This is a genomic window from Pseudomonas khavaziana (assembly GCF_019145205.1).
In the GTDB taxonomy this organism is placed as follows: Bacteria; Pseudomonadota; Gammaproteobacteria; order Pseudomonadales; family Pseudomonadaceae; genus Aquipseudomonas; species Aquipseudomonas khavaziana.
Map to the genome: position 1 here is coordinate 1 of NZ_JAHSTT010000003.1, position 25610 is coordinate 25610.

General features: G+C 61.4%; 22 protein-coding genes. 17 read left to right on the top strand and 5 right to left on the bottom strand.

The window, feature by feature from the left end:
• The coding region (locus KVH01_RS07940; RefSeq protein ID WP_217880999.1) for a retention module-containing protein at nucleotides 1-1059 on the bottom strand (1059 nt) is incomplete at its 3' end.
• Nucleotides 1060-1397: 338 nt separating this feature from the next.
• Between KVH01_RS07940 and KVH01_RS07945 the strand changes: the two genes are divergently transcribed.
• The 8 genes from KVH01_RS07945 to KVH01_RS07980 all read left to right on the top strand — a co-directional run bounded on the left by KVH01_RS07945 (nucleotide 1398) and on the right by KVH01_RS07980 (nucleotide 12390).
• Nucleotides 1398-2753 carry a TolC family outer membrane protein gene (locus KVH01_RS07945; protein WP_124375773.1) on the top strand — a complete coding sequence of 452 codons (1356 nt, stop codon included), beginning with the start codon at nucleotides 1398-1400 and terminating at the stop codon, nucleotides 2751-2753.
• Between the two features lie 40 nt (nucleotides 2754-2793).
• Nucleotides 2794-4950, top strand: a complete 2157-nt coding sequence (locus KVH01_RS07950) for a type I secretion system permease/ATPase (protein WP_124398885.1) — start codon at nucleotides 2794-2796, stop codon at nucleotides 4948-4950.
• Complete coding sequence (locus KVH01_RS07955) at nucleotides 4940-6304, top strand: HlyD family type I secretion periplasmic adaptor subunit (protein ID WP_043049191.1); 1365 nt, start codon at nucleotides 4940-4942, stop codon at nucleotides 6302-6304. Before KVH01_RS07950 ends, KVH01_RS07955 begins: the two co-directional genes overlap by 11 nt.
• A 209-nt stretch (nucleotides 6305-6513) precedes the next feature.
• A complete protein-coding gene (locus tag KVH01_RS07960; RefSeq protein ID WP_217881000.1) occupies nucleotides 6514-7434 on the top strand; it encodes a LysR family transcriptional regulator in 921 nt (306 codons plus the stop codon).
• A 218-nt stretch (nucleotides 7435-7652) separates the two neighbouring features.
• Nucleotides 7653-9188 carry an MFS transporter gene (locus KVH01_RS07965; RefSeq protein ID WP_217881001.1) on the top strand — a complete coding sequence of 512 codons (1536 nt, stop codon included), beginning with the start codon at nucleotides 7653-7655 and terminating at the stop codon, nucleotides 9186-9188.
• 15 nt (nucleotides 9189-9203) lie between these two features.
• Nucleotides 9204-10262: an HlyD family secretion protein gene (locus KVH01_RS07970; protein ID WP_217881002.1), complete on the top strand. Its 1059-nt coding sequence runs from the start codon at nucleotides 9204-9206 to the stop codon at nucleotides 10260-10262.
• Nucleotides 10259-11701, top strand: coding sequence for an efflux transporter outer membrane subunit (locus KVH01_RS07975; RefSeq protein ID WP_217881003.1), 1443 nt, complete (start codon nucleotides 10259-10261; stop codon nucleotides 11699-11701). Before KVH01_RS07970 ends, KVH01_RS07975 begins: the two co-directional genes overlap by 4 nt.
• 104 nt (nucleotides 11702-11805) lie before the next feature.
• Entirely contained in the window at nucleotides 11806-12390 is a 585-nt protein-coding gene (locus KVH01_RS07980; RefSeq protein ID WP_217881005.1) for a hypothetical protein, read from the top strand.
• A 191-nt stretch (nucleotides 12391-12581) separates the two neighbouring features.
• Here KVH01_RS07980 and KVH01_RS07985 read toward each other — a convergent pair whose 3' ends face one another.
• Nucleotides 12582-13286 carry a DUF3142 domain-containing protein gene (locus KVH01_RS07985; protein WP_217881006.1) on the bottom strand — a complete coding sequence of 235 codons (705 nt, stop codon included), beginning with the start codon at nucleotides 13284-13286 and terminating at the stop codon, nucleotides 12582-12584.
• Entirely contained in the window at nucleotides 13283-15445 is a 2163-nt protein-coding gene (locus KVH01_RS07990; RefSeq protein ID WP_217881008.1) for an outer membrane assembly lipoprotein YfiO, read from the bottom strand. The genes KVH01_RS07985 and KVH01_RS07990 overlap by 4 nt, the downstream gene beginning before the upstream one ends.
• Before the next feature lie 169 nt (nucleotides 15446-15614).
• On the opposite strand from KVH01_RS07990, the gene KVH01_RS07995 reads away from it, so the two are divergent.
• From KVH01_RS07995 to KVH01_RS08005, 3 genes are all read left to right on the top strand, one after another.
• A complete protein-coding gene (locus KVH01_RS07995) occupies nucleotides 15615-17195 on the top strand; it encodes a glycosyltransferase family 39 protein (protein ID WP_217881010.1) in 1581 nt (526 codons plus the stop codon).
• A gap of 32 nt (nucleotides 17196-17227) precedes the next feature.
• The gene (locus KVH01_RS08000) at nucleotides 17228-17473 is read left to right on the top strand and encodes a DUF2789 domain-containing protein (RefSeq protein WP_217881012.1); all 246 of its coding nucleotides are present in this window, start codon (nucleotides 17228-17230) and stop codon (nucleotides 17471-17473) included.
• 101 nt (nucleotides 17474-17574) lie between these two features.
• A complete protein-coding gene (locus KVH01_RS08005) occupies nucleotides 17575-19071 on the top strand; it encodes a Fic family protein (RefSeq protein WP_217881014.1) in 1497 nt (498 codons plus the stop codon).
• A 4-nt stretch (nucleotides 19072-19075) separates the two neighbouring features.
• Here the strand turns inward: KVH01_RS08005 and KVH01_RS08010 are convergent, their stop codons facing one another.
• Together KVH01_RS08010 and KVH01_RS08015 are read right to left on the bottom strand one after the other, a co-directional pair.
• Nucleotides 19076-19369 (bottom strand): type II toxin-antitoxin system RelE/ParE family toxin, encoded by a 294-nt coding sequence (locus tag KVH01_RS08010; RefSeq protein WP_217881015.1) that lies wholly within the window; start codon nucleotides 19367-19369, stop codon nucleotides 19076-19078.
• A complete protein-coding gene (locus KVH01_RS08015) occupies nucleotides 19366-19644 on the bottom strand; it encodes an antitoxin (RefSeq protein ID WP_032878500.1) in 279 nt (92 codons plus the stop codon). The genes KVH01_RS08010 and KVH01_RS08015 overlap by 4 nt, the downstream gene beginning before the upstream one ends.
• Nucleotides 19645-20023: 379 nt before the next feature.
• Between KVH01_RS08015 and KVH01_RS08020 the strand changes: the two genes are divergently transcribed.
• The 6 genes from KVH01_RS08020 to KVH01_RS08045 all read left to right on the top strand — a co-directional run bounded on the left by KVH01_RS08020 (nucleotide 20024) and on the right by KVH01_RS08045 (nucleotide 25567).
• Nucleotides 20024-20284 carry a hypothetical protein gene (locus KVH01_RS08020; RefSeq protein WP_078819975.1) on the top strand — a complete coding sequence of 87 codons (261 nt, stop codon included), beginning with the start codon at nucleotides 20024-20026 and terminating at the stop codon, nucleotides 20282-20284.
• Between the two features lie 256 nt (nucleotides 20285-20540).
• Nucleotides 20541-20960: a MarR family winged helix-turn-helix transcriptional regulator gene (locus KVH01_RS08025; protein WP_217881413.1), complete on the top strand. Its 420-nt coding sequence runs from the start codon at nucleotides 20541-20543 to the stop codon at nucleotides 20958-20960.
• Nucleotides 20957-23035, top strand: a complete 2079-nt coding sequence (locus KVH01_RS08030) for an FUSC family protein (RefSeq protein WP_043049173.1) — start codon at nucleotides 20957-20959, stop codon at nucleotides 23033-23035. Before KVH01_RS08025 ends, KVH01_RS08030 begins: the two co-directional genes overlap by 4 nt.
• The gene (locus tag KVH01_RS08035; protein ID WP_003187469.1) at nucleotides 23032-23241 is read left to right on the top strand and encodes a DUF1656 domain-containing protein; all 210 of its coding nucleotides are present in this window, start codon (nucleotides 23032-23034) and stop codon (nucleotides 23239-23241) included. The genes KVH01_RS08030 and KVH01_RS08035 overlap by 4 nt, the downstream gene beginning before the upstream one ends.
• Nucleotides 23238-24128, top strand: coding sequence for an efflux RND transporter periplasmic adaptor subunit (locus KVH01_RS08040; RefSeq protein ID WP_032878498.1), 891 nt, complete (start codon nucleotides 23238-23240; stop codon nucleotides 24126-24128). Before KVH01_RS08035 ends, KVH01_RS08040 begins: the two co-directional genes overlap by 4 nt.
• Nucleotides 24125-25567 carry an efflux transporter outer membrane subunit gene (locus KVH01_RS08045; protein WP_217881017.1) on the top strand — a complete coding sequence of 481 codons (1443 nt, stop codon included), beginning with the start codon at nucleotides 24125-24127 and terminating at the stop codon, nucleotides 25565-25567. The genes KVH01_RS08040 and KVH01_RS08045 overlap by 4 nt, the downstream gene beginning before the upstream one ends.
• Nucleotides 25568-25610 lie beyond the last annotated feature (43 nt).

Below are 25610 nucleotides of genomic sequence, written 5' to 3' on the forward strand. Positions count from 1 at the left end.
GAAATTACCGCCGCTTGCACCGGTAATGGTGGTGCTGACAGTCGAACCGTTGTTGTAGACGTCGTTCGCCGGGGTGTCGACCACCACGGTGCCCGTTGACTCGCCCGCCTTGATGGTAATCACCGAGCCATTGCTCAAGGTCACGGTCACAGGCGTCTGCGCCGGGTTGGTCAAGGTGGCGGTGTAGGTGATCTGCCCACCTTCGGTCACCGTATCGCCTGCGGTCAGCGTCACGGTGGTGGTGTCGATGGTGTCGGTGATCTGCGTCACAGCTGGGTTAGGGTCGAGGGTCAACACCAGGTTGCCGCCGCCGGTGGTACCGGTAACGCTGACGCTGATCTGGCTTGGATCGATGTAGGGGCTGTCGTTAGGGGCCAGGGGCACATTGACGGTGCCGGTCAGTTGGCCGGACGGGATGGTAATCACCGCGCCATTGGACAAAGTCACGGTCAGGTCGCTGGTGGAGGGCCGCGTAACGGTAGCGGTATAGGTCAGCACACCACCGGCCTCGGTGATGGTGGGGGTTGCGCCCAGGGACAGGGTCGCGGGCTGCAGCGCCAAGCCGGAATCAGCAGTGCCGGGTGCGCCGGCCAACGCGTTGAGCGTCGAGGTGCCCTGGCCGAGAGGGCCGGTTGGGAAACCGATGGTCGGGTCGACACGGCCGGCGGTGGCGTCCAGTACCACGAAGCTGTGGCCACCCCCTGCGGCGCCATTACCGGCAGCCGCTGCACCTGCGGCCGTGGCTTCCAGCTCGGTGGTCGGGTCGGCACCGGCGGCGATGGCTTGTTGCAGCTCGGCAACCGATGGCGCGGCCTGCTCAGCGGCAGCAGCCAGATCGGCGGTGGAGTCCGGCATATCGGCGCTCCACTGCGTGTCCCGGCCCAGGTCCAGGATGCGCCCGTCGGCCAGTTCCAGGCTCACTGCGCCCGACATACCGGTGTCGACCTGGTCGCCCGCGAACAGGCGATCACCCTCAATAAGGACGCGACGTGTTCCTTCCGGAGAAATAACGAAAACTTGACCAACAATGCTTTTGACGATGGCAACAACACTGCTCATTAAAATTTTCTCCGGCGATCCGTTTCGACAAATTCCATTTCGCAGCGCGCTATTAGCACTGCCAATTGGGAGGGCGTAGTCTATATATGTATTGACGTCAAATATTTGGCTAGATTTTTTAGCGATCTAGTTTGTGCCAAAGTATTGACCTTATGGCCGCCATCCTAAACAATCGCTTCCGTAATGTCACATTGATATTTAAGCGGCGAACCGTCCTACATGTGTGAAGCAGTTCCGCTTTTTGAACTTTCCGACGTACGGTCATTACGGTAGCCATTATCCGACGCAGCGGTACTCATCGCTGTGATTTGAGACAAGAAGTCCTGGGGAATTTTTTAATGCGTCTGCACCTGTTCAAGGCAATACCGTTCGTTCTCGCCGCCAGTTTCGTACAAGCCCAGACACTGCCCCAAGCCATGCAACAGGCCTTGGATGTACACCCGGAAATCCAGGCGGGTGTAAACAGCCGTATCGCCGCCGATTACCAATTGCGCGCCGCACAAGGCGGCTACCTGCCGCGTGTCGATTTGAACGCCGGTTATGGCCGCCAAGGGACCGACAACGCCACTACCCGGGCCAACAATCCTGGCGGCAATCACTGGGATACGCTCAACCGCGGTGAATCCAGCCTGCGCCTGCAGCAAATGATTTTTGACGGTTTCGCCACCTCCAGCGAAGTCGGGCGTCAACAAGCCAACGTTAATTCCCGTGCCTATTCCTTGCTGGGTACTTCCGAGCGCACAGCGCTGACCGTCGCCCAGGTCTACCTCGAAGTGTTGACCCGCCGTGAGTTCGTGCGCCTGGCCGAAGACAACCTGCGCAATCACGAGCGCATCTACGACCAGATCAAGCTGCGTACCGACCGCGGCGTCGGCAACGGTGCCGACCAGGACCAGGCCGAAGCGCGCCTGGCCCAGGCGCGCAACAACCTGATCACCGAGCAGACCAACCTGGCAGACGCGCAAACCAACTACCTCAGCGCCGTCGGCCAGATGCCCGACCAGCTCGAGCGCCCGGCGCCCTTCTTGGCCATGCTGCCGGCGGACCTGAATGAAGCTCGTCGCCAGATGCTCGACAACAGCCCGGTCCTGCGTTCGGCCGAGTCAGATATCTCCGCCGCCGAGAAACAGTACGAAGCCGCCAAATCCAGCTTCTACCCGCGCTTTGACGCTGAGCTTGGCACCAACGCCGACAACAACGTCTCCGGTGATCCGAACCACAGCAACGGCTGGGAAGCCATGGTGCGCATGCGCTTCAACCTGTTTGCCGGTGGCAGCAACAAGGCCGACCTGCAATCGAAGTCCTATCAGGCCAACCAGGCCCTGGATATCCGCAACAACGCCTTGCGCCAACTCAATGAAGAGCTAGGCTTGGCTTGGAACGCCCTGAACAACGCCAATGCGCAATTGCCGGTCGCCCAGCAGTACGTGGATCACAGTACCCGCGTACGTACGTCCTACCAGCAGCAGTTCAGCCTCGGTCAGCGCACCCTGCTGGATTTGCTCGACAGCGAAAATGAATTGTTCACCGCTTCCCGCCGCCTGGAAGAAATCAAGAACATTCAGTTATTTACTCAGTATCGAATCAAGGCGACCATGGGTGAATTGCTCAAGAGCCAGGGAGTGGTCGCGCCAATGGCTTCCGTCGTACAGAACGACGTGAAACCTAAAGTCCAACTGCCTGGGATGAATTGAGCCACCCCAATAGCCCCATCTGTTAGTCGAGAGTGCCCGCGTGGAACCTGAAAGCAGTCGAGTTCATCTCAGTCATGATCCACGCGCCCTGCATGACGACCCGTTGCTCGACGGGCTGTTGGCGCTCTGCGCCCTGCATCAGAAGCCGGCCAGCGCGGCCATGCTCACTACCGGCCTGCCGCTGCCCTCGCAACGCTTGAGCGCCGAGTTGTTGCCGCGTGCCGCTGCACGGGCCGGGCTGCAAGGCCGGCTGCTGCAACGCAAGCTGGAGCAGATCCCCACGATTGCATTGCCGGCGCTGCTGTTGCTCAAGGACGGTCGCAGTACCGTGCTGGTCGGCTGGGAAGGCGAGGATGAAGCACGGATCCTGCTCAGCGAAAGCGACGGCGGCGAAGTGCTGATCAAACGCGAAGCATTGGCCGACGATTACATCGGCAAGGTCTTCTTCGCCCAGCCGCAACACAAATTCGACGTCAACCACGGCAGCCTGATTCCACGGGCGCGGTCGTGGTTCCGTGACACCCTCATGCGTTCGCGCTGGCTCTACACCGATGCCATCGCCGCCAGTTTCCTGATCAACATTATCGCCATGGCCGCGCCGTTGTTCGTGATGAACGTATACGACCGCGTCGTGCCAAACCAGGCCACTGCCACCCTGTGGGTGCTGGCCGTGGGCATCTGCGGCGCGTACCTGTTCGACCTGGTCCTCAAGAGCCTGCGCAGCCTGTGCCTGGACCTGGCCGGCAAGAAAACCGACCTGATCATCTCGGCCACGCTGTTTGAACGCATCGTCGGCATGTCCATGAAGTACCGCCCGGCACGGGTCGGCAGCTTCGCCCAGAACATCCATGAGTTTCAAAGCCTGCGCGACTTCCTCGCGTCGCTGACCCTCACCAGCCTGATCGACCTGCCGTTCACCTTGCTGATCTTCCTGGTGATCGCCATCCTCGGCGGGCACCTGGTGTGGGTGCCGGTGCTGGCGTTCCCGCTTGCCCTGGGCATCGGCTATGCCCTGCAAAAGCCCTTGGTTGCCACCATGGAACGCACCATGGCCCTGGCCGCCGAGCGCCAGTCGAGCCTGATCGAAACCCTCGCCGGGCTCGACGCGGTCAAGGTCAACAACGCTGAGAGCGAGCGCCAATACGGCTGGGAACAGACCATCGGCACCCTGAGCCGGCTTGAGCTGCGGGTGAAGTTGCTGTCGGGCCTGTCGATGAACATGACTCTGCTGATCCAGCAGTTGGCCGGCGTGATCATGATCGTGTTCGGCGTGTACCAGATCATCGACGGCAACCTCAGCATGGGCGGCCTGATTGCCTGCTACATGCTCAGTGGCCGCGCATTGAGCCCGTTGGCCTCACTGTCTGGCCTGCTGACGCGCTACCAGCAAGCCAAGGTCACCATGACCTCGGTAGACCAGATGATGGAGCTGCCCCAGGAGCGCAATTTCGACGAGCGCCCCATGAGCCGCCGCACCCTGCAAGGCGCCATCGAGTGCCGGGGCCTGAATTTCACCTACCCGAACCAACAGAACCCTGCGCTGAAAAACATCAACCTGGTGATCAAACCCGGGGAGAAAATCGGCATCATTGGTCGCAGCGGCTCGGGCAAAAGCTCCCTGGCCAAATTGATCGTCGGCTTGTACCAGCCCGATTCCGGCGCGTTGCTGGTGGATGGCGTGGACGTACGCCAGATCGACGTCAGCGAGCTGCGCCACAATATTGGCTACGTCGCACAGGACATCCAATTGCTCGCCGGCACCTTGCGCGACAACCTGGTATCCGGGGCGCGCTACGTCGAGGACGAAATGGTCCTGCAAGCCGCCGAACTGGCCGGCGTGCACGAATTTGCCCGCCTGCACCCCCAAGGCTACGAGCTGCAAGTCGGCGAGCGTGGGCAGAACCTGTCCGGCGGCCAGCGCCAGAACGTCGCCCTGGCCCGTGCGCTGCTGCTCAACCCGCCCATGCTGCTGCTGGATGAACCCACCAGCGCCATGGACAACACCGGTGAAGAACGCTTGAAGCAACGCCTGCAAGCCGTGGTGCAAAACAAGACCGTGGTTCTGGTCACGCACCGCGCCTCACTGCTCTCCCTCGTGGACCGCCTGCTGGTAGTCGACCGTGGACAGATTCTCGCGGACGGCCCGAAAGCCGTGGTCATGGAAGCGTTGAAGAAGGGGCAGATCAGTGTTGCTTAACTCCATCAAGAGTGCGGTCGGGCGCTATTTCAAAGGTTCCGACTCGCTGCAGGGCCAGCCCTTGCCCGAGGTCAACAAAGCCCTGATCGAAGATGCGCCGCGGGTCATCCGCCTGACCATCTGGGCAATCATCGGGTTCTTCGTGTTCTTGGTGGTGTGGGCAGGGTTTTCCCAGATCGACGAGGTGACCCGTGGCGACGGCAAGGCGATTCCGTCGTCCAAGTTGCAGAAAATCCAGAACCTGGAAGGCGGTATCGTCGCCGAGCTGTACGTCAAGGAAGGCCAGATCGTCGAAGCCGGTGCGCCATTGATCCGCCTCGACGACACACGGTTTGTCTCCAATGCCGGGGAAACCGAAGCCCTGCGCCTGGCCATGCAACTGCGCGTGGAGCGCCTCAGTGCACAGGTGGACGATCGCCCGCTGAACATCCCCGACGACGTGCTCAAGGCCGCGCCGAGCCAGGCCGCCAACGAGCGCTCCCTGTATGAAAGCCGGCGCCAGCAATTGAAAGACGAAGTCGGCGGCTTGCAGGAGCAACTGGTACAGCGCCAGCAAGAGCTGCGCGAGTTCACCTCCAAGCAGGGCCAGTACCGCAGCCAGTTGTCCCTGCAACGCCAGGAAATCAACATGTCCGAGCCGCTGGTGGCCCAGGGCGCGGTGTCGCCGGTGGAAGTGCTGCGCCTCAAGCGCGCCGAAATGGAAACCCGCGGCCAGTTGGACGCCACCACCCTGGCGATCCCTCGCGCCGAGTCGGCGATCAAGGAAGTGCAGCGCAAGATCGACGAAACCCGTGGCAAATTCCGCAGTGAAGCCCTGACCCAGCTCAACGAAGCCCGTACCGAGCTCAACAAGGCCGAATCCACCGGCCGCGCCCTCGAAGACCGCGTCAGTCGCACCCTGGTTACCTCGCCGGTACGTGGGATCGTCAAGCAGTTGCTGGTCAACACCGTCGGTGGCGTCATCCAGCCAGGCAGCGACATGGTCGAAATCGTGCCGTTGAACGACACCTTGCTGGTGGAAGCCAAGATCCGTCCGCAAGACATCGCCTTCCTGCACCCGGGGCAGGAAGCGGTGGTCAAGTTCACTGCCTATGACTACACCATTTACGGTGGCCTCAAGGCCAAGCTCGAACGCATCGGTGCCGACACCATCACCGATGAAGACAAGAAAACCACCTATTACATGATCACCCTGCGCACCGACCGCAGCCACCTGGGCACCGATGAGAAGCCGCTGCTGATCATCCCCGGCATGGTCGCCTCGGTGGACATCATCACCGGCAAGAAAAGCATCCTCAGCTACCTGCTCAAGCCAATCATCAAGGCGCGGGCCGAGGCGTTGCACGAGCGGTAAATCTCCAGCGCCTGTGCCGACCTCATCGGGGGCAAGCCCCCTCCCACATTTGACCGCGTTCACAATTCAAGTGTGGGAGGGGGCTTGCCCCGAGCCACCTGCGCCGCAAGTTGTACCGCACCACTATCCAGGGGGATGCGCCTTTCTGAACCGGTAAAGCCTGCTAGGATTGCGCCCAGTTCACTCCCAATCGATCACGAGTGCTTGGCATGCAACTACCGGATATGAACCTGCTGGTCGCCCTCGACGCTTTGCTCGACGAGGGCAGCGTGGTTGGCGCTGCGCGGCGGATGAACCTGAGCCCCGCGGCCATGAGCCGAACCCTTACGCGTATCCGCGAGGCGGTGGGTGACCCGATCCTGGTGCGTGCCGGTCGTGGCCTGGTGCCGACCCCCAAGGCCCTGGAGCTGCAAGGCCAGGTGCGCAATGTGGTGGAGCAGGCGGCGTTGCTGTTTCGCTCGGCGGACCAAGTGGACTTGAGCACCTTGCGCCGTCGTTTCAGTGTGCGCGCCAATGACTTCTTCATCGGCGTGTATGGCGGCCGGCTGTTCGACACCATGGAGCGCATGGCGCCTCTGTGCGAGCTGCGTTTCGTGCCCGAAGGCGACACCGATGACGAAGCCCTGCGCGAAGGGCGCCTGGACCTGCGGGTGAGCAACACCATGCCGGCCAGCCCGGAAGTAAAGGTGCAAAACCTGTTCTCCACCACCTTTGTCGGCCTGGCGCGGCAAGACCACCCGCTGTTCGACGAAGAAATCACCGCAGCACGCTTTGCCAGCTATTCCCACATCAGCATTTCAAGGCGTGGCATTGCCCGTGGGCCGATCGACACCGCGCTGAATGAGCAGGGCCTGGAGCGGCGCGTGGCGATGATCGCGCCGGGCTTCCACGGGGCAATGTTCATGTTGCCGGAATCCGACCTGATCATGCCGGTGCCCAAGGAAGCGCTGCTGAGCGCCAAACGCCTGAACCTGCCACTGCGCGCATTCCCGTTGCCGATCTCCTTGCCGACACTCGTATTGGCCCAGTCCTGGCACCCACGCTTCGACAAAGACCCGGCGCACAAGTGGCTGCGCGAGACCATGCGCGAGAGTTGCCACGCCACCTGGCTCGAAGCCCAACCCACCTAAAAACCTCAACCCATGCACAATCAAATGTGGGAGGGGGCTTGCTCCCGATAGCGGTGTATCAGCTTCACATCAGGTGGCTGTCATACGCTATCGGGAGCAAGCCCCCTCCCACCCATTGATTGCGCCTGGCGCACTTATAAGCTTCCGATAAGTAACTTTTTTGCAGGGTATAGCCTGATTAAACTGCTCAGGTATTTATCATTCCGAGTTACCTGTTCATGACATCCCTCGCTGCCCCCGCTTTCCAGGCCGCAGCCCAACCTGTCGCTCCAAGCCCGCCCATGTTCGGCCCACGCATCATCATCGGCCTGGTCGGCGTGCTGCTGGCGGTGCTGGTGTCCGGTCTCAACGAGATGGTCACCAAGGTCGCCCTCGCCGATATCCGCGGTGCGCTGTATATCGGTTTTGACGAAGGCACCTGGCTGGTCGCGGCCTACACGGCGACGTCCGTGGCGGCCATGGCCTTTGCACCTTGGTGTTCGGTGACGTTTTCCCTGCGCCGTTTCACGCTGTGCGCCATTGGATTGTTCACCGTGCTTGGGATCCTGTGCCCGTTCGCGCCGAACTACGAAAGCCTGCTGCTGCTACGCACCGTGCAAGGTTTGGCCGGTGGTGCGCTGCCGCCGATGCTGATGACCGTGGCGCTGCGTTTCCTGCCGGCCAACGTCAAGCTCTATGGCCTGGCCGGCTATGCCCTGACCGCCACCTTCGGCCCGAGCCTGGGTACGCCCCTGGCGGCGTTGTGGACCGAATACGTCGGCTGGCAATGGGCGTTCTGGCAGATCGTTGCGCCGTGCCTGCTGTCGATGGCGGCTGTCGCTTATGGCTTGCCGCAAGACCCGCTGCGCCTGGAGCGCTTCAAACAATTCAACTGGCGCGGCCTGCTGCTGGGGTTCCCAGCGATCTGCATGCTGGTGATCGGTTTGTTGCAAGGCAATCGCCTGGATTGGTTCGAGTCGGGCCTGATCACCTTTCTGCTGAGTGGCGGCACCGTGTTGCTGGTGTTGTTCCTGCTCAACGAATGGTCGCAGCCAATACCCTTCTTCAAGTTGCAGATGCTCGGCCTGCGCAACCTGGCCTTTGCCCTGATCGTGCTGGCCGGCGTGTTGATGGTGCTGACTTCGGTGATCATCATTCCGTCGAGTTTTCTCGCCCAGGTCCAGGGCTACCGGCCGTTGCAAACCGCGCCGGTGATGCTGCTGATGGCGCTGCCGCAGTTGATCGCGTTGCCGCTGGTGGCGGCGCTGTGCAACCTGCGCTGGGTCGATTGCCGCTGGGTGCTGGGGATCGGCCTGGGCATGTTGGTGCTGTGCTGCATCGGCAGTTCACACCTGACCTCGGCGTGGATCCGCGATGATTTTTATGGCTGGTATCTGCTGCAGATTTTCGGCCAGCCGATGGCCGTGTTGCCGCTGCTGATGCTGTCCACCGGCAGCATCCAGCCCATCGAAGGGCCGTTCGCCTCGGCCTGGTTCAATACCGTCAAGGGCCTGGCCGCTGTGATCGCCACCGCGGTGCTGGATACATTGACCACCCAGCGCGGGCATTTCCATTCAACCATGTTGGTGGACCGCCTCGGCAACTCGCCCCTGGCCGACACGGAAGCGCAGGGCCTCGCTCACCGCTTGCACGAGCAGACCGTGGTGCTGACCTCGTCGGATCTTTACGTCGTCATGGCCGGTGTCGCGGTGGCGTTGATCCTGCTGATTTTCTGGATGCCCACGCGGATCTATCCGCCTCGCGCTCCGACCTGACCACAAGGACTTTCCATGAAACGCAAAGACAAAATTGCCGTCGCCGTTATTGCTGTATTTGCCGTCGGCGTACTGGTTTACCTGGTCGCGCCGGGTGTGCTGGGCAGCAAGCGCCAGACTACCAACGACGCGTTCGTCGCCGCTGATTTCACCCTGGTTGCGCCGCGGGTGGCCGGCTTTATCAAAGAGGTACTGGTGGAAGACAATCAGCGCGTCAAGGCCGGCCAGCTGCTGGCGCTGATCGATGACCGCGACTTTCGCGCCGCCGCCCAGGCTGCCGACGCCGATACCCTGGTGGCCCAGGCCCAACTGAAAAACGCCACCGCGACCCTGGAGCGTCAAAGCTCGGTGATCGCCCAGGCTCAGGCTACCGTGGCCGCTGATCGCGCCGAAGTGGCCTTCGCCGAACATGAACTGAATCGCTACAACCACCTCGCCGGCGTCGGCGCGGGCACGGTGCAGAACGCCCAGCAAGCCAAGACCCGCATCGACCAGGCCACCGCCCGGCTGGCCAAATCCACCGCGGTACTGGCGGCCGAGCGCAAGCAGATAGAAATCCTTACCGCCCAGCGTGATGCGGCCGAAGGTGGCCTCAAGCGCGCCCAGGCGGCGTTGGAAATGGCCAGTTATCAGCTGTCTTACACGCGCATTGTCGCGCCGGTGGATGGCATGGTCGGCGAGCGCGCGGTGCGAGTCGGCGCCTATGTGACGCCGGGCAGCAAAATCCTCGCGGTCGTGCCCCTGGCCCAAGCCTATGTGGTGGCCAATTTCCAGGAGACCCAACTGTCCCATATGCACGCCGGCCAAGCCGTGCAGGTCAGCGTCGACAGCCTCGACGGCGAGCTGCTCAAAGGCCATCTGGAAAGCCTGGCGCCGGCCACGGGGGTGACCTTTGCCTCGGTCAAGCCGGACAACGCCACCGGCAACTTCACCAAGGTGGTACAGCGTATTCCGGTGAAGATTGTGCTTGAGCCGAACCAGCCACTGACCGAGCGTTTGCGCGTAGGCATGTCGGTGGAAGCCAGCGTCGATACCCGGCCGGCCGCGCAACAGCGTGAGGTGGCCCAGCAATGAAACACGTCGCCTGGCTCACCTTGAGCCTCATCAGCCTGAGCGCCTGCACCGTCGGCCCGGATTTCCAACGGCCTCAAGGTCCACAGGTCAGCCAGTGGAGCGAGCCCCAGGGTCGCCAAGCCGCAAGCCGCGCCGTCAGCGACCCCTTGCAGGAGCGCTGGTGGGACGTATTCCACGACGAGCAGCTCTCTGCCCTCACGCGCCGCGCCCTCAGCGATAACCTCGACCTGAAACTGGCCAGCAGCCGCCTGCAACAAAGTCGAGCCGTGCGCCAGGTGACCACAGCCGAACGCTATCCCAACGTCGATGCCGGTGGCGGTTACCAGCGCAAGCGCAACAGCGGCAAAGGCTTGAACGACCCCTCCGGCGAGAACGGCCGTGCGGCCTTCAACCAATGGGACATGGGCTTCTCGGCCGCCTGGGAGCTGGACTTCTGGGGCCGCGTAAAGCGCGAAACGGAGGCTGCCGACGCCACCCTTGAGGTCGCCGAAAACGACCGCCGCGCCGTGTTGTTGTCGGTCCTGGCCGAGACCGTCCAGGATTACATCCAACTGCGCGGCGTGCAGAACACCCGTGCCGTTACCGAGCAAAACCTCGACGTGGCCCGTCACAGCCTCAAGCTCTCGCAATTGCGCCTGGCTGATGGCGTAGCGACCGACCTGGACGTGGCCGAAGCCGCCGCCCAGGTCGCGGCGATTGAAGCGCGCCTGCCGGACTTGCAACAGCGCCAGGACCAACTGATCAACGCCCTGAGCCTGCTGATGGGCGAGCCGCCCCAGGCCCTGCACGCACAGCTGTCCAAGGACGCCCCTGTGCCGCAAACCCAACGCCAGGTCGCCATTGGCCTGCCCTCGGAGCTGGCCGAACGCCGTCCCGACATCCGCCAGGCAGAAGCGCGCTTGCACGCCGCCACTGCCAGCATCGGCGTGGCCAAGGGCGACTTCTACCCGCGCATCACCCTGTCCGGCAGCCTCGGCTCCCAAGCCATGCAACTGTCGGATTTCGGCTCCTGGGGCTCCCGCGCCTTTGCCTTTGGCCCGCAATTGAGCCTGCCGCTGTTCAACGGCGGGCGCCTGCAAGGCATGGTGGATTTGCGCGAAGCCCAGCAACAGGAAGCGGCCCTTGCCTACCAGCAAACCGTGCTGCGCGCCTGGCATGAAATCGACGACCAACTGACCCGCTACAACGCCAGCCAACTACGCCGCGACAGCCTCGCCGAAGCCGTGCGCCAGAACCAGATCGCCCTCACCACCGCGCAGCACCAGTATGTTGAAGGCGTGGTGGATTTCGTCAACGTACTCACCGTGCAAAGCGCATTGTTGGCGACGCAGGAGCAGTGGGTGGAGAGCTCCACCGGCGTGTCACTGGCCATGGTCGGGCTGTACAAAGCGCTGGGAGGAGGGTGGGAGTCGGTGTACCCGTTGCAAGTCGCTCAGTAACGATTGTGTGAAGTCGAGCGTAGGAACGTTCCTGTTTTCGAGATGGGTGCAATAGCCAGGAACATGAGCATTAATCTGCGGGACTGCCCTCAAGAGTCGTTCTTATGTTCATATCTGAAAACCCCTATGCAGCACCCCAAGCTGATCTCAAAACGCCGTCAACTGGCGCAACGACCTTTTTTATCGTCGCACCGCGCAAGTTGGTATTGATGGTGCTGCTGTCCCAAGGCTTCTATACGTTTTACTGGTTATACAAACATTGGAGTGCTTATCGCGCCGCAACGGGGGCCCGTGTACTGCCGATTGTTCGAGCCTTTTTTTCGATCTTTTTTCTTTATGCGCTGGTGATGAAAATCAAGCAGGCGCTTGATCTGAAAGACCCGGCTTATCGGTGGTGGCCTCGCTGCTTTGTGCTTGGCTGGATAATCTGCGCTTTCCTGCCTTTTACCTATGTGTGGTTCGTCTCGTCGCTTACCGCATTGAAGGTGGGCCTGTGCTTTGCAATCGCGCAGGTCGCGATGAGCGTGCAGATTCAGCACGCGGTGAACCACTTGGAAAATGATTTGACAGGCCAAGCCAACCACCGCCTAACGTGGGCCAACGGTATTTGGATCTGCATCGGCGTGTCTTTCTGGGTGATTGCGATCAGCTCCGCGCTCGGCCTGGGGGCGGTCGTTGTGGAGCAGTGATAAAAGCGACCTTGAGCAACGACCTGAGCGCCTCGCCGGCGTGAAACTGGCGATGAACTTGCGAGCCTCACCCACTGTAGGAGCGAGCTTGCTCGCGAAGAACGTATCGGCGGCGCGGGCTATCTGATAGCGCTGCATTATCGTTCACGTCTTTCGAGAGCAAGCTCGCTCCTACAGTTGATATTCAGCCTTCACGGGTTTTGCAAGAACACCACATACCCTCGAAACCACTTACTTCCCTGTAAATACCCCGGCGCTTGCCACTCGCCTCCCTGAATCAAGCCGACCTTGAACGGCATCCCCAGCCGATTCATCCGCGGCAAATACGCGGCATAGTCGGGGATGCTGTGCCGCCCCTGATACGTCTGCACCACCACTTCATCCACCACACCCTTGAGCTGGGCGATGGCGGCCGGGTCGGCGTTGCTGCTCCAGTCCATCAGGCCGGTGATGCTCAAGCGCAGGTCGGCAGGCAAGCGTCGGCGCAGGTCGCGCAGGAAGTCGGCGTATTCGTGCAGGTATTGGGTGCGGGCGTCGAAGTCGATCTGGATGCCAACCACAGGGTTACCCGCGTCACGCCAGCGTTGCACCTGGCCGAGCAGTTGGGTGTAGACCTGTTCCGGCCAGTGCAGGGTGTGGGCGCGGTAGACCACCCAGATTTCGCCTTGGGTAATGCGCGGTACGCTGATGCCCTGGGCGATCAGTTGCACGCCGCGTTGGGGCGCGCGGCGAGTGGAGTTGATCTGGCCCTGGAGGATGTACAGTGTCCGGGCCTGCTTGATCACCGGCTGGGGTGTGACGCCGCTCCACAGCCAGAAGGCGTCGTAGTCGCGGGCGTCGACCGCACCGAAAGCCGGGCCTGCCAGCAACAGCAAACCCAGCCACAGCGACTTCACCAGTAGTACTGCAGCGATTTGCCCCACTGGGTATCGGCAAAACCGGTCTTGAGCTGGCGGAACCAGGCTTTGCGTACCGCGGGCGCGACGTCTTCGCCACCGCAGCTGTTGTAGCCTGCCGGCGCATAGCAATTGATGGCGCGGAACAGCGCATAGGCCTTGTCGGTTTTCGGCGCCTTGGCATTGGCGATCACCTGTTTGTAGCCGTCCAGGCGCGAGAAGGTCTCACCCTTGAACTGTGAGGCGGTGCTGCCCAGGCTGCCGGCGGCGCGAGGTTGTTCCAGGGGCATGCCGTCCAGGCCGTTGCGCAGGATGAACTCACCGAAGCAGTTCAAGGCGTGCGGGTTTTTGGCCTCATCCTGCAAGGTCGCGGCGGTTTGCGCGATGCTTGGGCAGGCGTAGCCTGATTCGGCTTTGTCACCGTTCCACTGGAACAGCTTCAAGCTCTGACCGCTGGTGTAGGTGTAGCCCAGGCTGGTGCCGAGCTTGTCGTCAGCGAGCGAGGCTTGCTTGAGGTCATCGGCAAAGGTGGCGTACTGGCCGTGCAGCAGGTCTTTGTAGAGCAGCACGAATTGCGCACTCTGACGCTCGGTCGGGTCGCTGGCCTTGGCGATCTGCTGGCGCAGCAGCTCGGGGCCGGCGACGTTGCGCAGCAGGATGTAGCGCACTTGCTTGGCGCTGATCGGCGAGTCGGCGGCGAACACCTTGGCCAGTTGGCCGCTGCGCTCATAGTTCATCGCCAGGGCCAGCTCCAGTTGGTCGCGTTGCAACGGCTGCTTGGCCAGGGGCAGCAATTGCAGCCACAGGGCTTCGGCGCCTTGCCAGTCTTGCTTGGCTTCCAGGGCCAGGGCGCGCAGGGTCTGCTGGCTGAAGGCGAAATAGTCGAGGCTCGACGGCACGCTGTCGGGCAGGTGCTTCAAGGCGTTGTCGGGCTGATGCTCGACGTACAGGGCATACGCCGCTTGCAGATAGTCGAACAAGGCCGGCTCGTTGGCGAAGGTGCTCTTTTGGTTGTCGAGGTCTTCTCGGCTCAGGAGCGGCGGCGTATGAGCACGCATCGCCATCAGGTCGCTGACCACCTGCAGCATCGGGCTATTTGCCGACTTGTTGCCGACCATCAGCAACTTGAGGTCAGCTTCTTCGACCAACTCGTCGATGCTCACATTGCGCTGGGCGTTGGTTGCCTCGGTAAATTGCCAGGTAAAGTCTTCTGCAAGCTTGGCGTCGTCGTTCGCCAGCCAATGCACGCGGCGCAGCAGGCCACGGGCGGACGCAACGTAATCACCCTGCGGAAAATATTTCAGGTAACTGAGAAAACCTTCTTCGGCGTCGCTCAAGGCGGCTTTATCCACATGCTCGCGTTGCGGCATGCCGTATTCATCGAAGGCTTCGGCCTGGGCCCTGTTCAACGAGGTCCGTGCGGTCATGTAGAGCGCGGTCTCTTTCAGCCAATGCACCTCGCTGGTCGCGGCGGCGGCGAAACCGCGCTCGGCGTAAACGAAGCGACCGCCGTAGAAATCGGCGGCGGCCTGCAGGTAGGTGCGAAACAGCTGGGCGTTGGTCGAGGGCGTCAACTGCGCGTCCACCACTTGGCCGGTGAAGTCACAGGTGGTCAACAACTGTAAGCGCGCTTTCACCAGCAAGTCGCGTTCGGCGGGCGGCATATCGGCCTTGATCACCTGGCTGATAAACGCGGTGGCGCTGTTATCGCTGTTGCTGCGGCAGCGGCTGCCTTCGCCGTTGAGGAAGGCTTCGCCGGCGGTTTTGTATTCCTCACGCTTGATGCCCAGCGGTTGCAGCAGGGCGTCGAGTTCGGCCGTGCGTGAATCATCTGGCTGGTTGTCAGGCTCATCACCGGTGGCTGGTGGGGGTACAAGGCGATACACCGGGAAGGGCACCGGGCCGAAACCCTGGGCCAGGTCATCTTCACCCAAGGCATTGGGGGTCAGCGGCGCGGCTTTTTTGTCGGCCAGCAGCAGGCGCAGGTTGACCCGGCTGTCGTTGCCCGGGCTGAGAAAGGGCTGGTTGCTGCAAGGTTCGAGGCTGTCACGCGAGACACGCCAGTCGGGGTAGCACGAGTCGTCGGAACTGGCCTGGGCCTGGAGAGAAATACCGGCCAGCAGGGCCAGTGCCAGAGGTGACATAAAACCGATGCGCATGACGTGTCCTTGATCCTTGGTCCTTGGAGGAAGCCAATAATAGCCTGATCCTGACGCGCGCTTCGGTGAAGGCCTACACAAAATGCTGATTTGTCCGATTCCAGCAGCGAAGCCGGGGCTTTTGTCCTAGAGTGGCGGTGTTTGCGCTTAGGCAAGCAGGGGAATTCAAGTGCGTCGGTCTGTGGTAGAGCAAAGCGAAAAAGCCGGGGTGCTGCCTGCCTCCCATCGCCTGACCTGGGAGGGTGCCGCTTGGCTTAGCCGTCTGTGGTGGGTACCGATCCTGGCGTTGGCCATGGCGCTGCGGTTTTACCATCTAACGTCGGCGGCGATCTGGGGCGACGAAGGGTCAAGCCTGTTGCTTAGCGAATACGCCGTAGCCGACCTGTGGTTTCATGCGGCCCATGATGTGCATCCGCCGCTGTATTTCTTCCTGCTGCGCGGCTGGATCGAGCTGTTTGGCGACAGCATCGGCTCGATTCGTAGCATGAGTGCGTTGCCAGGTGTGGCCGTGGTTGGCTTGGGCATTTGGCTGACGCGGCAACTGTCCACCCGACGCGCGGCAGTATTGGCGGGGATCCTGCTGGCACTGCTGCCCACGGCGGTGCGCTACAGCCAGGAAGTACGCATGTATTCGCTGCTGGGCATGTGGCTGCTAGGCGCGACGCTGGCGCTGGTGTACTGGATGCGCCAACCCGAACGCACGCGCTATCTAGCGGCGTATGTGCTGTTGATGAGCGCGGGTTTCTATACCCATTATTTCACCGCGTTGTGCGTACTGGTGCATTGGGCCTACCTGGGGTTGCCGGCGCCGGGCCAACGCTTGATCACGCGCCCTGCATGGTGGCTGGCCAACACCATGATTGTGCTGTTGTACCTGCCTTGGCTACCGAACCTGTTGGACCTGGTGCAGCATGTCGACCAGCTCAAGGTGGGCGGCGACATCGGCTGGGAAGAGCCGGTCAACCTGCTGTCTGTGCCCTCGATGATCTGGCAGTTCGTGTTGCAGGATGAAGGCGATGATTTGTGGACGCCGCTGTTCTGGATATTTCCGCTGCTGCTGATTGCGGTGGTGTGGATGACGGCCTGGCGCCACCCGGGAGCTCGTTTGCCGGCGTTGTTTTTCTTGTTGCCGTTGCTGTTGGTGTATGGCGTGTCGTTTATCTCGCCGGTCTTTATCGAGCGCTACCTCACGGTGTATGCCCTGGGTTTGCCGATCGTCCTGGCGCTTGCCATCGACCGCTTGCCGTCACGCTTGTCATGGCTGGGCGCAGCGCTGTGGGTGCTGTTTGTGGGCATGGAACTGCTGGGCCTGAAAAACACCTTCGAGGTGGATGAACACGACCAATTCAACGTGCCGGTGGAGTTCGTCAATCGCAATTACCAGGAAGACGACCGCATCGTCCTCAGCGACATGATGTGGTACCTCAGCTACGTGTACTACGACCAGACCGACGCACAGCTGCAGCTCTACACCCCGCCCAAACCCGACGGCACGCCGACCCGGCCGAATGCCTATGGCTTCGGCACCCTGGTGGACCAGGATGGTGGGCGCATCTATCTCGACCACTTGTCAGCACTGCCCGCCAGCACACGTCGGGTATGGTTGATCAGCAGCAACGAAACACCGGACGACTTTGCCCCGCTGCCCGCAGGCTGGCGCGAACTCAGTCGCCAGGACGGTGGCGGAGCGCGGGCGCGCTTGTTCGTGCTATGCAACGCACTGGCGCCGCAACCTGAAGGCTGCCGCTAGACTCTTCTGAACAGGCTTATGAGGAACACTCCATGGAATCGCCAGTACACAGCTTGCCGGCTTTGTTCAAACAGCTTGGCCTGCCAGACGACCCGGTCAGCATTGAGCAATTTGTCGCCTCTCATTCGCCCCTCAAGCCGGATTTGAAACTCGCCGATGCGTTTTTTTGGAGCAACGCCCAGAAGGCATTTTTGCGTGAGGAGATTCTGGACGATGCGGATTGGGCGGTGGTGGTGGATGAGTTGAATCTGATGTTGCGGAGTGGGCGAGAGGTGTAAAAAAATATCCAAATAAAAGCGAGTATGTAAAAAAAAATGGTGAGCGGTAAAAAAAACTGGGCTTTAATCGCTTAAGTGAATTTTTTCTGGAAAAGCTCGCCATGCCAACAGTCGGATACGCTCATCTGTGTGAGGCGCTGGATCTAAAGGTTATCGCACCGTTGCGCGCTGCGATGATCAAGCCGGTGACCAGGATTACCCTGATCGGTGACTGCCTGGCGGTGCCCCATTCTGTGGCGCCTGCCCAACATGCGCTGTTTGAACATGTGCTGTTTGCGCTTAAGCATGAAGGCGTGAACCTGGCGATACTTGCCCAGGTGTTTGAACAGCTTGGCCCAGAACCGTTTTTGGAGGCGCTGGCCGACTCGCCCAACGGTGCGTTTATCCGAAAAGCCTGTTTTCTTTGGGAAGGCTTTACCGGGAAAATGCTGGATCACACCCTTCCTGTTCGTGGTCGCGTTGTTCCCTTGTTCGATCCCCAGCGCTATGTAACCGGTCCGAGTATTCGCAACAGTCGTTGGCGAGTGGATTTCAACGGTTTGGGCTCTTTGCATTACTGCGCCACCGTAGAGCGAACGCCTGAGCTAGAAGCGTTGTTGGCGCTTGATGTATTGGCCCGCGCCAAATCCTTCATGGCCAGCCTCCCACCCGAAATGATGGACCGCGCCATCCAGTGGGCGTACCTGCACGAAACCCGCGATTCATTTGCCATCGAAAAAGAACAACCCAGCGAAGAAAAATCCCGCCGTTTCGTCCAACTACTGCGCCAGTCCCATGAAGGCCGTTTGCTCACCGAAGACTACTTGGTCGAACTGCAAAACAGCACCGTCTCCAACCCCTTCGACAAAGCCGTTGCGTTTCGCCACGAACAAAATCATCTGCACAACGGCCTGCGCGGCGCCGCCGGTGTGAGCTACGTGCCGCCAGCACCAGAGCTTTGCCAGGAACTGATGGAAGAGCTGATGGCCTTCGCCAACCAGCCCGTGCGCGACGTCGATCCTTTGGTCGCGGCGGCCGTCACCGCCTTCGGCTTCGTGTTCCTGCACCCGTTCATGGACGGTAATGGCCGCCTGTCTCGCTTCCTGATCCACCAGACGCTTTGTCACTATGGCGCACTGGGAAATGGCTTGTTGCTACCGGTCTCCGTTGCCATGAAGCACGAAGAGCAAGCCTACCTGGAGGCACTCAAGACCTTCTCCCAGCCGACGCGGGAATTCTGGAACGTCACCTGGCTGGACGCCGACCACATGGCGTTCGACTTCATCGGCCACCCCTCGATCTACCGCTACTGGGACGCCACCCGCTGCGTCGAATTCACTCTGCAAATGGCCCGCCGCGCACTGGAAGTAGAGCTGCGCGAAGAAACCGAATTCCTCGACCGCTACGACCGCGTGATCAAGGCCGTGAATCAACGCTACGACGTGCGTGGCAGTGATTTGTCGAAGCTGGTGATGATGTGCCTGGATAACGGTGGGAAGCTTTCCAAGCATCGGCGTAAGCAGTTTCAATACAGCGTGGCGGAGGAGGTGTTTGGGTTTATTGAGGAGGAGGCGGGGCGGGTGATTGAGGAGTTTGGCAATCAGCCCTCGCCCGTCTGAGGCATCAATGCGGGATGCAACTTTCTGGTGGCCATTGGCGAGCTGTATGTACTAGAGCCACAATCCTCACTACATCAGTCTCAACTTGATAAACAAGGCGGTAGCTCGGGTGCGGAATGACCTCGCGTGTTCCCGCAATGCGGCCTACTGGGCCAATTTCGGGGTTATGTGCTAATCCAAGTGCTGCCATGCTGAAGCGCCGGTCCATATCGGCTGCGGCTTGTGGATTTTTCTCAAACAGAAAATCCCAGATATCTCTACGATCCTGCCCTGCCTCAGGTGTCCACGCGACCCTCATCCCTGACTATCTACTTGAGCGCGCCTGGCTGCGAATTCAGCTTCCAAATCTTCATTGGAAACCTCTCGGCCTGCGCGAATGGATGCACGAGAAGCATCAACTTTGCGTTGCAAGAACTCATCGTACTCTCGAGAGTGCTGCTGGGCCTGAACGAATTCACGCATCATTTCGCGTACGATTTGCGATGCAGGACGATGGGAGGCTTCGCATTCAGCCATGAACTGGTCGCGGAGCTCTGGTTCAAGCTTCATTGTAAAAACGGCTAATTTGGACATCAGCGATTCCTTCGGAATGGTATGTACAAAGTATATACATCGTCATTACCAAATGGCGTTTGGAAAAAGCTGAGACGACTGACGGTAGAGATCAATATGTTGGTTGCACAGCCTCAACCATCCCCCCTATAGTTCGCCCCGTCGCCGCACATCGGCGATCGGATTTGGCGATCCGCGTTCTACGAAGCGTTACAGCGTTCAAATTCCGTGCTTTCCCCGTGGGTGAAGGCACGCAGTTTTATGGCGGCTGTGCGCGGGAGATCTTCGGATCTGCCGGGTTTCGTAGATTACCGGTTCGCCAACCTGCGTACAGCTGCCACCCTTTCTCGTTTGGCGACGAGTAATGGTGATTTTGAACTCAATCTTCGAGATTTAACTCATGGAACAGTTTTCTGCTTTCAAGTCCAACCCCACCAGCGTTCCCGTCCTCGCCTTCAACACCTTTGCCCCCTCGCATTTGCTCCACGAAACAGCGCGCAGTCGCGTGCGTATCGGCACTGAGCTGTTGGAGACCCTCGCCTCATCAAGCGACAACCCAAACCTCCATCACTTGGTCACTGCCGCATTGGTTTCACTGCGCGATGGCCTGGACATGCTGGGCGAGATCCAGCGTCGCCTGGATGGTCAGGCTGAAAAATAGCCCGGGCATCCGACGCTGATCCAAATGTGGGAGGGGGCTTGCCCCGATGAGGGCGTGTCAGTAAATGCATCTGTAACTGACCCATCCCCATCGGGAGCAAGCCCCACATTCGCCCTGCGGTGTTGCCGCTGAATCGCTCCATCCATCGAGAAATTGTTTCAAAACTTGACGACAACTCGTCTCTCCACCATATTAATAGTTAGCAAACTAACTGTATGCGAACTATCTAGTGTCCCAATCCCTCGAACAACTCCAGATGAACCTGAGCAGCAGCATGGTGGTGGGCGCCCGTAACTGGCGCAAGATCTGCCAGACCACGCTGGTCAGCTATGGCATCTCCGAAGCCTGCGCCGTGCCGTTGTTGATGATCGGTCGCCTGGGCGACGGGGTACACCAGGTCAAAGTAGCCCAGGCTTCCGGTATGGAAAGCCCATCACTGGTGCGCCTGCTCGACCGGCTGTGCAGCGACGGTTATGTCTGCCGCACCGAAGACATCCACGACCGCCGTGCCAAGGCTTTGAGCCTTACCGAGCGTGGCCGTGAACTGGTGCAGGCGGTGGAGGCGCAACTGGTGCGCCTGCGTAATGAAGTCCTGGCGGATATCGCCACCGCGGATCTGGAAGCCGCATTGCGGGTGCTGCGGGCCTTCGAGGCGGCCGAGGCTGTGTCGTCTTGAACGGATTTTTTACCGGCTTTCCGCCTGCCCGTGACTGGTTCTATGGGGTGCGTACCTTCGCTGCGTCGATGATCGCGCTGTACATCGCCATGCTGATGCAAATGCCGCGTCCTTACTGGGCGATGGCCACGGTGTATATCGTCTCCAGCCCGTTTGTCGGTCCCACCAGTTCCAAAGCGCTGTACCGCGCCATTGGCACCTTTATGGGCGCAGCGGCGGCGGTGCTGTTTGTGCCGATGTTCGTGCAGTCGCCTTACTTGTTGGTGGTGGTGATCGCGTTATGGACGGGCACTTTGCTGTTCCTCTCCATGCACCTGCGCACCGCGAATAACTACGCCTTGATGCTGGCCGGCTACACCTTGCCGTTGATTGCCTTGCCGGTGGTGGATAACCCGCTGGCGGTATGGGATGTGGCCGAAGCGCGTACCGAGGAAATCTTCCTTGGTATCGCGGTCGCGGCGGTGGTGGGCGCGATGTTCTGGCCGCGGCGCCTGATGCCGGTGTTCGATGGCTCGGTGGCCAAGTGGTTCAGCGATGCCCAGGTCTACAGCCAGCGCTTTCTCACCCGCCAGGTCGACCCTGAAGCTGTCAGCAACCTGCGCGGTGGCATGGTTGCTACCTTCAATACCCTCGAGTTGATGATCGGCCAGTTGCCCCACGAAGGCGCACGCCCGCAGACGGTACGCAACACCAAGGAACTGCGCGGGCGCATGATTCACCTGTTGCCGGTGGTCGATGCGCTGGATGACGCGGTGTACGCCATCGAGCATCGAGCCCCGGAGTTTCTTGACCGGCTCACACCCTTGCTGGAAGCCGCCAACGCCTGGCTGCAAAGCACCACCGAAACGGCGCCCCTGGAACGCTGGCGCGAGCTGCGCGACCAGGTCGACGCCGCGCAACCCCAGGGCGAAGCGCTGGATGACCGCCACACCCTGCTGTTCTCCAACGCCCTGTACCGCCTGGGCGAATGGATCGACCTGTGGCAGGACTGCCGCAGCCTGCAAGCCGCCATCCAGTGCGAAAGCCAGGACACCTGGCGCGCCGTCTACCGCCACTGGCGCCTGGGCCGGCTCACGCCGTTTCTCGACCGTGGCCTGATGTTCTACTCGGCGTTTTCCACCGTCACCGCGATCATCGTCGCCTCGGTGCTGTGGATCCTGCTGGGCTGGACCGATGGCGGCAGCGCCGTGATCCTGGCCGCCGTCGCTTGCAGCTTCTTCGCCTCGATGGACGACCCGGCGCCGCAGATCTATCGGTTCTTTTTCTGGACCGCGATGTCGGTGCTGTTCGCCAGCCTGTACCTGTTCCTGGTGCTGCCCAACCTGCACGATTTCCCCATGCTGGTGCTGGCTTTTGCCGTGCCGTTTATCTGCATCGGCACGCTTACCGTGCAGCCAAGGTTCTACCTGGGCATGCTGCTGACGCTGGTGAACACCTCGTCGTTCATCAGCATCCAGGGCGCCTATGACGCGGATTTTCTCAACTTCGCCAACGTCAATCTGGCCGGGCCCGTGGGCCTGCTGTTCGCGTTTGTATGGACCTTGATCGCCCGGCCCTTCGGCGCCGAACTGGCGGCCAAGCGCCTGACCCGTTTCAGCTGGCGCGACATCGTTGGCCTGACCGAGCCCGCAACCCTGAACGAACACCGGCACATGGCCGCGCAAATGCTCGACCGCCTGATGCAACACTTGCCGCGCCTGGCTCTCACCGGCCAGGACACCGGCAGCGCCCTGCGCGACTTGCGCGTAGCGCTGAACCTGCTCGACCTGCTGGCCTACTCGCCGCGCATCCTCGGCGTGCCAAGGGTGTTGCTCAACCAGGTGGTGGAAGGCGTGGGCGGTTACTTCAAGGCATGCCTCAAGGCCGGTGAACGCTTACCCGCGCCCAGCGGTCTGCTGATGACCCTGGACCGCACGCGCCGCGCCCTCAACGGCCAGGGCCTGCAAGACGAAGACGACACCCGCCTGCACCTGCTGCATGCCTTGGCCGGCCTGCGCCTGGCGCTGTTGCCCGGCGTGGAATTCATTGGCGGCACGGAAATGGAAGCGCCGCTACCCGATGGAGCGCCTTTATGATCGGTGATCTGGATATCAGCGGGGTGTTCCTGCCCACACTGCTGGTGCTGATGGGCATTACCTACGTGTTGTTTCTGGTGGTGCACGGGCTGTTGACGCGCATGCACTTCTATCGCCTGGTCTGGCACCGGGCATTGTTCAATGTGGGGCTGTACGCGCTGTTGCTGGGCGCGGTGGACTCACTCAGTCGATATTTGATGACATGAAAAAACCTTTTTTGACTATCGGCCGTGTCGTCCTGACGTTGTTGATCGTGAGTTTCGCGGTCGTCGTTGTGTGGCGCATGGTCATGTACTACATGTTTGCGCCCTGGACCCGTGACGGCCACATCCGCGCCGACATCGTGCAGATCGCCCCGGACGTGTCCGGGCTGATCCAGCGCGTCGACGTGCGCGACAACCAGTTGGTGACCAAGGGCCAGGTGCTCTTCGCCGTCGACCAGGACCGCTTCAAGCTGGCCCTGCGCCAAGCCCAGGCCGCCGTGGCTGACCGCCAGGAAACCCTGGCCCAGGCCCAGCGCGAGTACAAGCGTAACCGTGGCCTCGGCAACCTGGTGCCCAGCGAGCAGTTGGAAGAAAGCCAGTCCCGCGTCGCCCGCGCCCAATCGGCCCTGGCCGAAGCCCAGGTGACGGTGGACTCTGCCCAACTCAACCTCGACCGCTCGGTGATCCGCAGCCCCGTGGACGGCTACGTCAACGACCGCGCGCCGCGCACCCAGGAATTCGTCACCGCCGGGCGCCCGGTGCTGTCGGTGGTGGACAGCAATTCCTTCCACATCGACGGCTACTTCGAAGAAACCAAGCTCGACGGTATCCATGTCGGTATGGGCGTGGACATCCGCGTGATCGGCGACAACGCCCGCCTGCACGGGCATGTGCAGAGCATCGTCGCCGGTATCGAAGACCGCGACCGCAGCAGCGGCTCCAACCTGTTGCCCAACGTCAACCCGGCGTTCAGCTGGGTGCGCCTGGCCCAGCGGATCCCGGTGCGCATCGCCTTTGACGATGTGCCGGCGGACTTTCGCATGATCGCCGGGCGCACGGCGACGGTGTCGATCATCGACGACAAAGTTAAAGACGGGGACAAACCATGAAGCGGCTGTTGCCAACCGCTGCCCTGGGGTTGTTGCTGTCGGCCTGCCAAGTGGTAGGCCCGGATTACAAACTGCCGGAACAGGCCGCAGTCAACCGTGGCGACCTGCAAGGGCCGATCATGGGCGAGGGCAGCAACGTGGTCTCGGCGCCGGTGCCGGCTGACTGGTGGAAGCTGTACAACGACCCACGCCTGGACCAACTGGTGCAGCAGGCCATGGCCTCCAATACCGACCTGCGCGTGGCCGCCGCCAACCTGCAGCGTTCGCGTTACCAGGTGCAGCAAGCCGAATCCGCCGGCGGCTGGAGTGCCGGCGCCAAGGCCGAGGCCCAGCGTTTGCAGGAGTCTGGCGAAGCGTTCTTGCTGCCGGATAAGGTCCCGGTCGGCAATATCGGCAGCGTCGGTATCACCACCTCCTATCAATTCGACCTGTTCGGCACCTTGCAGCGCGGCATCGAAAGCGCCAAGGCCAGTGCCGACGCAACCCAGGCCGCTGCCGATATCGCCCGCATCACCCTGGTCGCTGATGTGGTGCGCTCCTACACCCAGGTGTGCGCGGCCAACGAAGAGCTGGCAATTGCCAACCAGTCCCTCGATCTGCAAGCCCAGAGCACTAAGCTGACCCAGCGCCTGCGGGATGCCGGGCGCGGCGATGAAACCCAGGTGACCCGTTCGCAAACCCAATACAAATCCCTGCGTGCCGAGATGCCGCGCTACGAAGCCTCGCGCCAGGCCGGGCTGTTCCGATTGTCGATGCTGCTGGCCAAACCGGTGGACCAGTTGCCCGTCGGCACTGGCACCTGCGCCGAGCTACCGCACATTGCCCAACTGCTGCCGGTAGGCGACGGCGCCACATTACTCAAGCGCCGCCCCGACGTGCGCCAGGCCGAACGCCAACTGGCCGCCGCCACCGCGCGCATCGGCGTGGCGACCGGCGCGCTGTACCCGGATATCAGCATCGGCGCCACGGTAGGCACCGTGGGCCTGCTGGAAAACCTCGGCACCCCGGCCACCAACCGGTGGGGCTTTGGCCCGATGATCAGTTGGACCGTGCCGACCAACGGTGCCCGCGCACGTATCCATGAAGCCGAAGCCGCCACCCAGGGCGCCCTGGCCCACTTCGACGGCGTGGTACTCAACGCCATCCGTGAAACCCAGACCGGCCTGGCGCAATACACCGCCGTGTTGCAGCGCCGCGACGCCCTGGCCGAAGCCGAACAATCGGCGCGGCAGGCAGCGGACCAGACCCACCGCTTCTTCCAGGCCGGCCGCGAATCGTTCCTGGCCGACCTGCAAGCCACGCGCACCTATACCGAGATGCGCGCGCAATTGGCGGCGGCCAACACCCAGGTTGCCATGAGCCAGATCGATCTGTTCCTGGCCTTGGGCGGCGGTTGGGAAAGCGGACGAACGCAAGGTACAAAACCCGGCAAACCGTGAGGTGATTGCTATGCTTTGTCAGGGGAGGCGCCGTGACGCTTCA

Bases quoted from the DNA above. Each gene is read 5' to 3' on its own strand.
- KVH01_RS08025 (WP_217881413.1), top strand. From the start codon at position 20,541: ATGAACCTGAGCAGCAGCATGGTGGTGGGCGCCCGTAACTGGCGCAAG.
- KVH01_RS07965 (WP_217881001.1), top strand. From the start codon at position 7,653: ATGACATCCCTCGCTGCCCCCGCTTTCCAGGCCGCAGCCCAACCTGTC.
- KVH01_RS07970 (WP_217881002.1), top strand. From the start codon at position 9,204: ATGAAACGCAAAGACAAAATTGCCGTCGCCGTTATTGCTGTATTTGCC.
- KVH01_RS07960 (WP_217881000.1), top strand. From the start codon at position 6,514: ATGCAACTACCGGATATGAACCTGCTGGTCGCCCTCGACGCTTTGCTC.
- KVH01_RS07945 (WP_124375773.1), top strand. From the start codon at position 1,398: ATGCGTCTGCACCTGTTCAAGGCAATACCGTTCGTTCTCGCCGCCAGT.
- KVH01_RS07975 (WP_217881003.1), top strand. From the start codon at position 10,259: ATGAAACACGTCGCCTGGCTCACCTTGAGCCTCATCAGCCTGAGCGCC.
- KVH01_RS07980 (WP_217881005.1), top strand. From the start codon at position 11,806: ATGTTCATATCTGAAAACCCCTATGCAGCACCCCAAGCTGATCTCAAA.
- KVH01_RS08015 (WP_032878500.1), bottom strand. From the start codon at position 19,644: ATGTCCAAATTAGCCGTTTTTACAATGAAGCTTGAACCAGAGCTCCGC.
- KVH01_RS08040 (WP_032878498.1), top strand. From the start codon at position 23,238: ATGAAAAAACCTTTTTTGACTATCGGCCGTGTCGTCCTGACGTTGTTG.
- KVH01_RS08020 (WP_078819975.1), top strand. From the start codon at position 20,024: ATGGAACAGTTTTCTGCTTTCAAGTCCAACCCCACCAGCGTTCCCGTC.
- KVH01_RS07990 (WP_217881008.1), bottom strand. From the start codon at position 15,445: ATGCGCATCGGTTTTATGTCACCTCTGGCACTGGCCCTGCTGGCCGGT.
- KVH01_RS08010 (WP_217881015.1), bottom strand. From the start codon at position 19,369: ATGAGGGTCGCGTGGACACCTGAGGCAGGGCAGGATCGTAGAGATATC.
- KVH01_RS08035 (WP_003187469.1), top strand. From the start codon at position 23,032: ATGATCGGTGATCTGGATATCAGCGGGGTGTTCCTGCCCACACTGCTG.
- KVH01_RS08045 (WP_217881017.1), top strand. From the start codon at position 24,125: ATGAAGCGGCTGTTGCCAACCGCTGCCCTGGGGTTGTTGCTGTCGGCC.
- KVH01_RS08000 (WP_217881012.1), top strand. From the start codon at position 17,228: ATGGAATCGCCAGTACACAGCTTGCCGGCTTTGTTCAAACAGCTTGGC.
- KVH01_RS08005 (WP_217881014.1), top strand. From the start codon at position 17,575: ATGCCAACAGTCGGATACGCTCATCTGTGTGAGGCGCTGGATCTAAAG.